The sequence below is a fragment of the Gordonia polyisoprenivorans NBRC 16320 = JCM 10675 genome, assembly GCF_000241325.1.
Lineage (GTDB): Bacteria > Actinomycetota > Actinomycetes > Mycobacteriales > Mycobacteriaceae > Gordonia > Gordonia polyisoprenivorans.
On record NZ_BAEI01000076.1, the window covers coordinates 23,730 to 30,569 of the forward strand.

Sequence of the window (6,840 nt, forward strand, 5' to 3'; positions counted from 1 at the left end):
AAGAGGAGCTCCGATGGCGGTTGCCCGACGGTCACGTGCCCGAGGCCGGTTTCCGGCGCTCGTCGCCGTGGTACTCGGTCTGGTGACCGCGATGGCACTGTCGTCCTGTTCGGACGGGCACATCGACATCCGTTCCGTCTACGGCGCGGGATGGTCGAGTTTCGGCGGCAACGCCGGCAATTCGAACTTCGTCTACCCCACCGTCCCCGATGATCTCGCGTTGAGCTGGACCCGTCCGACCGGCGGCACGGTGACCGCGCCGGTGACCATCTCGGCGACCGGCAATGTGGGCGTCACGTCGAACTCCTCGGGGTGCGACCTGTTGGTGCTCGATCAGCGCAACGGCCGCAAGAACTTCTGCAAGAACATGCGCGACGGCGTGGCCTCCAACGCGATGCTCACCGATCAATACGATCAGCCCTACATCGGCGAGGAGACCACATTCCTCGCCTTCAACGCCGGCGGCGCGATCCGCTGGCGGATGCCGGTGATCGGGGTACCACTCTCGGCGAAGTTCGCCGACAGCGGGGTGGTCCTCGTCGTCACCACGCAAGGTCAGATCCTGCTGCTCGACACCCAGACCTCGAACCCCGTTGCCCCGGAGGTGCGCCTGCGCCCGGAGGCCGATCCGGGGGATCCGCTGTACGGCTTCGGTGACTGCGTCACCAACGGTCCCCGCTGTACGGTCCCCGCACCACCCGCGGTCGACGTCGCCCATCAACGCTTCTTCCTCAACGTCTGGCCGACCGGCGCGATCGCGAGCGAGATCCGCGGTTTCTCCTATGCCGCCACCGACGGCAAGCGCACGGTGACCGAACTGTGGAAGGCCCAGGTGCCCGGCGGGGTCATCGGGCCGGCGACGGTCTCGGCGGACGGCGCGACCATCTACGCCTTCAGCAGGCTCGGCCAGATCGTGGCACTCGACGCGGCCACCGGCCGGACCCGCTGGACCTACGACAACGGCGGCTACGGTTTTGCCACCATGACGGTCTCGCCGGATGGCCTGATCATTCCGACGGGCGTGATCGGGGCACCGCTGACCCTGCTGCGCGACGAGGGCAACCGCGCCGAAAAGGTGTGGCAGCGTGATGATCTCGCCACCGTGAGCCTTTCGGCCCTGACCAGTGCCGGTACCGCGTGGACCGTGGTTCGCGACGCGGGTGCGCAGACATTGTCGCTGACCGAGGTGTCGACCACCGACGGCAAGACGAAACGGTCGGTGCCGCTGCCGGATTCGGGTGGGTTCGCCACCGGGATCGCGGTGTCGTCGTCCGGTCAGATCGCCACCGCCACCAATATCGGCGAGGTGTATTTCTTCGACAGCAAGCGCAACATCGCCGGACAATAGACCTGCGAGCCGGTGATGCCGGCCCACGGGCGCAGTCGGCTCACGCTCCGCGAAAGGTCTTGCGGTACGCCGACGGAGCCATGCCGAGCTCGTTGCGCAGATGGTGCCGCAGGTTGTCCGCCGACCCCAGGCCCGACCGCTGCGCGATCTCGTCGATCGAGGCGCCCGTGGTCTCGAGCAGTTCGCGCGCGAGATCGAGTCGCCGGTCACGCAGCCACGATCCCGGCGCCGTTCCGGTCTCCTCCCGGAATCGGCGGATGAAGGTGCGGACACTCAGATGCGCATGCGCGGCAAGCCGTTCCACGCTCAGCGCCTCGTCGAGGTGGGTCAGCGCCCACTCCCGCGTGGCCTGCGTGAGGTGACCGGCGTCGTCGGGGACCCCGCGCTCGATGAATTGTCCCTGACCGCCCTCGCGCCACGGCGGGACGACGCAGTGCCGCGCGACCCGATTGGCGACCGCGGCGCCGTGATCGCGACGGATGATGTGCAGGCACAGGTCGATTCCCGCCGCCAACCCCGCCGAGCTGAGGATCCGGCCCTCGTCGACGTAGAGAACCGACTCATCCAGTGCCACATCGGGGTACAGCCTTCGGAAGTCGTCGGCGTAGCGCCAGTGGGTGGTGGCACGGCGACCGTCGAGGAAGCCTGCGGCGGCGAGCAGGAACGCCCCGGTACAGATCGACACGATCCGGGTGTCGGGACGGATCCGTGCCAACGCCGCGGCCACGCCGTCGGGCATCGTCGCCCGTCGACGGCAGTTCTCGTCACGGGTGCCCGGGACGATCACGGTGTCGGCCGTTGCGATCACCTCCGGCCCCGCTCCCGCGATCAGCTGATAGGCGGTGGTGGTCGCCACCGGCCCCGGGGTGATGGACACCGTCGTCACCTCGTACAACGCGCGCCCGGCCTCGTCAGACGCCTGCCCGAACAGCAGGGGCGGGATGGTCGCATCGAAGCCGACCACGGGTGGCACGAGCAGTACCGCCACCCGGTGCGGAACCGGCGTGGCACAATTTTCCGACATATTGGCAATCATGCCAGTGGCACGTGGTCTTGGCCATCCCCGATGCTGTTCGGGTGACCACCGATACCCGCCGTGCCGGGCCACCCGCACGCCCGCGACGCCGGCCGCACTGGGCGTGGATCGTCGCCGCCGTCAGCTTCGTCGCGATCCTCGGCGCTGCCGGATTCCGCGCCGTGCCCAGCGTCATGATGGATCCGCTGCACATGGAGTTCGGCTGGTCGCACGCCACGGTCGGCTTGGCGATGTCGATCAACATGGTGCTGTTCGGCGTCACCGCTCCGTTCGCGGCGGCACTCATGGATCGCTTCGGGGTCCGGCCGATCCTGACCATCGCGCTGGTCCTCATCGCCGCCGGCACCGGTCTGGGTGTCTTCATGACGGCGAGCTGGCAGTTGCTGGTGTTGTGGGGGATGCTCGTCGGACTCGGCACCGGGTCGATCTCGATGGGCTTCGTCGCGACCGTGTCCACTCGGTGGTTCGTCGAACGCCGCGGCCTGGTGACCGGAGTGCTGACCGCCGCGTCGGCGACCGGCCAGCTCATCTTCTTGCCGATCGTCGCCCACCTCACCGACTCCCACGGGTGGCGCGTCGCGTCGATCGTCGTCACCGTGGCCGCCCTGGCCGTCGTGCCACTGGTCCTGCTGTTCATCCGCGACCGGCCCGCCGACGTCGGCACCACCGCCTACGGCGCTCCTCCCGGTAGCGAGGACTCGGTACTACCCACTCGTGGATTCGGTGCCGCCGCAAGCGGATTGCTCCAGGGCATGCGAGTACGCGCCTTCTGGCTGCTGGCGGCGAGTTTCGCGATCTGCGGGGCCACCACCAACGGTCTGATCGGTACACATTTCATCCCGGCCGCGCACGACCACGGCATGCCGACGACCGTCGCCGCCTCGCTGCTCGCCACGATCGGCATCTTCGACGTCGCGGGCACGGTGTTCTCCGGGTGGCTCACCGATCGTGTCGATCCTCGCGTCCTTCTCGTCGTCTACTACCTCGGACGGGGCGTGTCCCTACTCCTGCTGCCACTGCTGCTGTCTCCCCACGCCGAACCGAGCACCTGGGTGTTCATCATCTTCTACGGATTGGACTGGGTCGCAACGGTTCCGCCGACGATTGCGATCTGCCGCCACTACTTCGGCGCCGACACGCCGGTGGTGTTCGGCTGGGTCTTCGCCTTCCATCAGGTGGGGGCGGCCGTCGCCGCCTTCGGCGCCGGCTACATCCGCGACGCACAAGGCTCCTACGACAACGCTTTCCACGTGGCCGCCGCCCTGTGCGTGATCGCTGCCGGATGCTGTGCGGCGATCCGGCTCTCAGCCCGCCCGGACGCCGGGCTCGCAGACGAAGCCGACCCCCTTGCGGCCGATCCGGGTGAGCACCAGCGCCAGCGGACGGGAACCCTTGAGCTTGAGCCGCTTTCGAAGCGAGTCCGGGTCGACGTCGAGGCCGCGGACGAGGATCTCCAGTGAACCGCAGTCATACGAGGCGAGCGCTTTGCGGAGCACCTTCTCCCCTGTCGAGGGCAGGCGCTCGATGATGCGGAAACCGCGCTCACCGTCGGGCACCGAATCGCCGGTGAGATAGGCGATGTGCGGATCGATCTGCCAGAGCCCGTGCCGATGCGCATAGTGGCGCACCAGACCCGCGCGCACCACCGCTCCGTCCGGATCGAGGAGGAACGTCCCGGGGTCACCCACGGCGACATCGTCGGACTCGGCGTCGGTGATCTCCCACACCCGCACCGTGCCGTCGGCGTCGGTACGCATCACCGTGGCCCGACGCCCATCGTCGATCCCCGGGCCCGACCACAGACAAGCTTCGCGCACCGACGAATCCAGCGACGTCACCTGCACCTGACCGGCGAACCCGAACCGGTCGCGCAACACCTGATAGTCCAGTCCCGGAGCGCATTTCACCACCAGTGGCCGCCCGGCGTAGGTCATCAGCACATCGAGAAGCGGCGGTGTCAGGGCATCGAGACGGAAGACGCGGCCGGTACCCGAACGGCGAGCCGGGTCGGCGAGGAACACATCGGCTCTCGACGTCGGCGTGAGGGCGTCGGCGACGAGCAGCGTCGGGACCCGGCCCGTACCGATCGCCATGCTCTTCGGGTCCACAGTGTTCTGTTGGACCCCCGTGTTCTGTTGGACCCCCGTGTTCTGTTGGACCCCCGTGCTCTGTTGGACCCCCGTGCTCTGTTGGACCCCCGTGCTCTGTTGGACCACCGTGTTGTGCCGGGCCATGGCCAGTCGTACGCGGTCGAGATCACTGCCGATCACCCCACCGATTCCCGGAACAGCGGCCAGCTCGATCAGCTCACCGCCGATTGAGCAGGTGACGTCGTGGACCACTGCCCCTGGCCAGCGGGTGGCGATCTCGGTGGCCCGGTGCCCGGCCACCGGGGATGCGGTCGCCTGTTGCAGGGCATCGTCGGTGAGCAGGAGATCGTCGGCGTGGCACAGCTTTCCGGCCGCTCGCCGACGGCACCGCACGGTCTCGATCAGTGCTGCGTCGTGCGGGGCATAACGGCTGCGCGCCTCGGTGACGTCGGCGAGCATCGACCGATCGGTCAGCGGCAACGCCGACACCATCTCGAGGGCCTTCGCCCCGTGTCGCGACCGTAGGAAGGCCACATCGTCTACCCCGAACCGGTACCCCATCGCCTCAATACTCCCCCGAGCCATCACCCTTGCTCAAGGTTAGGTCACCCTTTGACTTATTAGGTAACCCTCAGTGATGATGTCGGCCATGGGAAGAATGAGAAGAACAGTCGTCCTCGCCCTCGCCGGCACGGCCACCGCCGCCGGCGGACTCGTGGTCGGTACCGGCGCGGCCGCTGCCGCGCTCCCCGACGGGGCGTACCGGCTGTGTGTACACACCCAATACGGCAGCTCGGTCGAGCAACGCTGTGGTGACTACACCGTCGAGGGCGACAAGCTGATCGGGACGGCGGGCACCCTCGACCTGGTGAGTACGCCCTGGGGCGCCTACGCCGACATCCCGCCGGTCAGCCGGACCACCTTCGTCAAGACCGGTACCGGCTACCAGGCGATCAACTCGGTTCTCGGCGTCCCGGTCGCGGCCTCGACGTTCACCCCGGTCGCCGACTGACCGGCCGCACACGCCGCTCTCCGGGAGCAGCGGTCATGACCTTCGACGAGCCAGCCGTTAGTCTCACGTCGTGGCATCGACAGACGACCGTCCGGCCGAACTCTCGGGTCCGCCCACCACACGTGCTGCGTGGTGGGCGGATCTGCCTGTCGCGCAGCGAGAGCGGTTGCACACCGAGCATCCGGAGTGGATCGGTAACAGCGACGGAATCCCGGCCGCGGACCGCGATCTCGCGAATCGCGCGCTGCTGCCCACGGTCCGCGACAATCTGGAGAAGCAGAGCCGCACATTGGCAGAACGGCTCGCCGACAACCGATTCGGCGGTACGTTCACCTCCGACGACTCGCGCAAGTGGTACGTCGACGCGAAGATCGCCGACATCGGGGCCATCGAACGGGAGCTCCGCCGCTCCGAGCCGGCCCATCCGCGGCTGCTCATCTCGTTCGACATGCACAGCGGTGAGCGCGGGCACGCCGCGGTGGCCATCGGCAATCCCGACTCCGCCGACCACATCGGCGTCACCACCCCCGGTTTGGGGACCACCGTGCACCCGTCCCTGACCGGCGATCTGCCCTACCAGGGCATGGGCGGTGAGGGGCGCCTGCTGCGCGAGGAGACCCTGCGCCAGCTGGCCATCGTCGGACGCCCTGCCGAGACCGTCGCCGCGATCGCCTGGATCGGTTATGACACACCGAATTTCAAGGGACCGGGTCGCCGCGTCTCCACGGCCCGCGGCGCTATGCATGTCGCCACGTCGAGCAAGGCGCGCGACACCGCACCGATCCTGTCGCGGTTCTTCGCCGGCCTCGTCGCGGCGTCGGATCGCCGACCCCACCTGGTTGCCCTGGGCCACTCGTACGGGTCACTGGTCACCGCCGAGGCCCTCCGGCTGACTCATGGCCTCATCGACGACGTCATCTTCTACGGCTCCCCCGGCCTCGGCGGTGACCGCGGATTCGACCTCGACTACACGCCGGAGAGCTTCAACCTCGTGTCCGGTGCCGCTTATGTCCTGAAGAACGACGACGACCAGATCGCCGACCTCGGACTGTTCGGCAGCGACCCCGTCGAGAGCCCGTCGCTCATCCGCCTCGCCACCCGCGCCGGCGTCGATCGCACCGGTGTCCGGCGCGTCGGCTCGGCCGGCCACGCCACCTACACGCGCGACGTCGAGGGGAAATCGACGATGGCCCAATACAATATGGCCGCCGTGCTCGGGCAGATGCCCGAGCACCTGATCACTGGGTGGTGAGGGCCGAAACCAATTCTTCCCCAAGACTTTCGTTCTTCCGCTGGAGATTTCTTACGGAAGAGTGAAAGTCTTGGGGAAGAACAGTCACACCTGGGCTAACTG

Annotated in this window: 5 protein-coding genes and 1 pseudogene; 4 read left to right on the top strand and 2 right to left on the bottom strand. The window is 68.0% G+C overall.

What is annotated here, in order from left to right; translation table 11 throughout:
* Window positions 1–13 precede the first annotated feature (13 nt).
* Window positions 14–1,348, top strand: coding sequence for an outer membrane protein assembly factor BamB family protein (locus tag GOPIP_RS20840; RefSeq protein ID WP_006371775.1), 1,335 nt, complete (start codon window positions 14–16; stop codon window positions 1,346–1,348).
* Between the two features lie 40 nt (window positions 1,349–1,388).
* Here GOPIP_RS20840 and GOPIP_RS20845 read toward each other — a convergent pair whose 3' ends face one another.
* Window positions 1,389–2,372 (bottom strand): GlxA family transcriptional regulator, encoded by a 984-nt coding sequence (locus tag GOPIP_RS20845; protein WP_035728558.1) that lies wholly within the window; start codon window positions 2,370–2,372, stop codon window positions 1,389–1,391.
* A gap of 53 nt (window positions 2,373–2,425) precedes the next feature.
* Here GOPIP_RS20845 and GOPIP_RS29565 point away from each other — a divergent pair.
* Window positions 2,426–3,502: pseudogene (locus tag GOPIP_RS29565) on the top strand (MFS transporter); the annotation flags it as partial.
* Between the two features lie 186 nt (window positions 3,503–3,688).
* Here GOPIP_RS29565 and GOPIP_RS29570 read toward each other — a convergent pair.
* A complete protein-coding gene (locus GOPIP_RS29570) occupies window positions 3,689–5,035 on the bottom strand; it encodes a THUMP-like domain-containing protein (RefSeq protein ID WP_035728559.1) in 1,347 nt (448 codons plus the stop codon).
* A 97-nt stretch (window positions 5,036–5,132) separates the two neighbouring features.
* Here GOPIP_RS29570 and GOPIP_RS20860 point away from each other — a divergent pair, with 97 nt between their 5' ends.
* Together GOPIP_RS20860 and GOPIP_RS20865 are read left to right on the top strand one after the other, a co-directional pair.
* Window positions 5,133–5,486 carry a hypothetical protein gene (locus GOPIP_RS20860; protein ID WP_006371779.1) on the top strand — a complete coding sequence of 118 codons (354 nt, stop codon included), beginning with the start codon at window positions 5,133–5,135 and terminating at the stop codon, window positions 5,484–5,486.
* A gap of 70 nt (window positions 5,487–5,556) precedes the next feature.
* Window positions 5,557–6,738 carry an alpha/beta hydrolase gene (locus tag GOPIP_RS20865; protein WP_006371780.1) on the top strand — a complete coding sequence of 394 codons (1,182 nt, stop codon included), beginning with the start codon at window positions 5,557–5,559 and terminating at the stop codon, window positions 6,736–6,738.
* The last annotated feature ends 102 nt before the right edge of the window (window positions 6,739–6,840 follow it).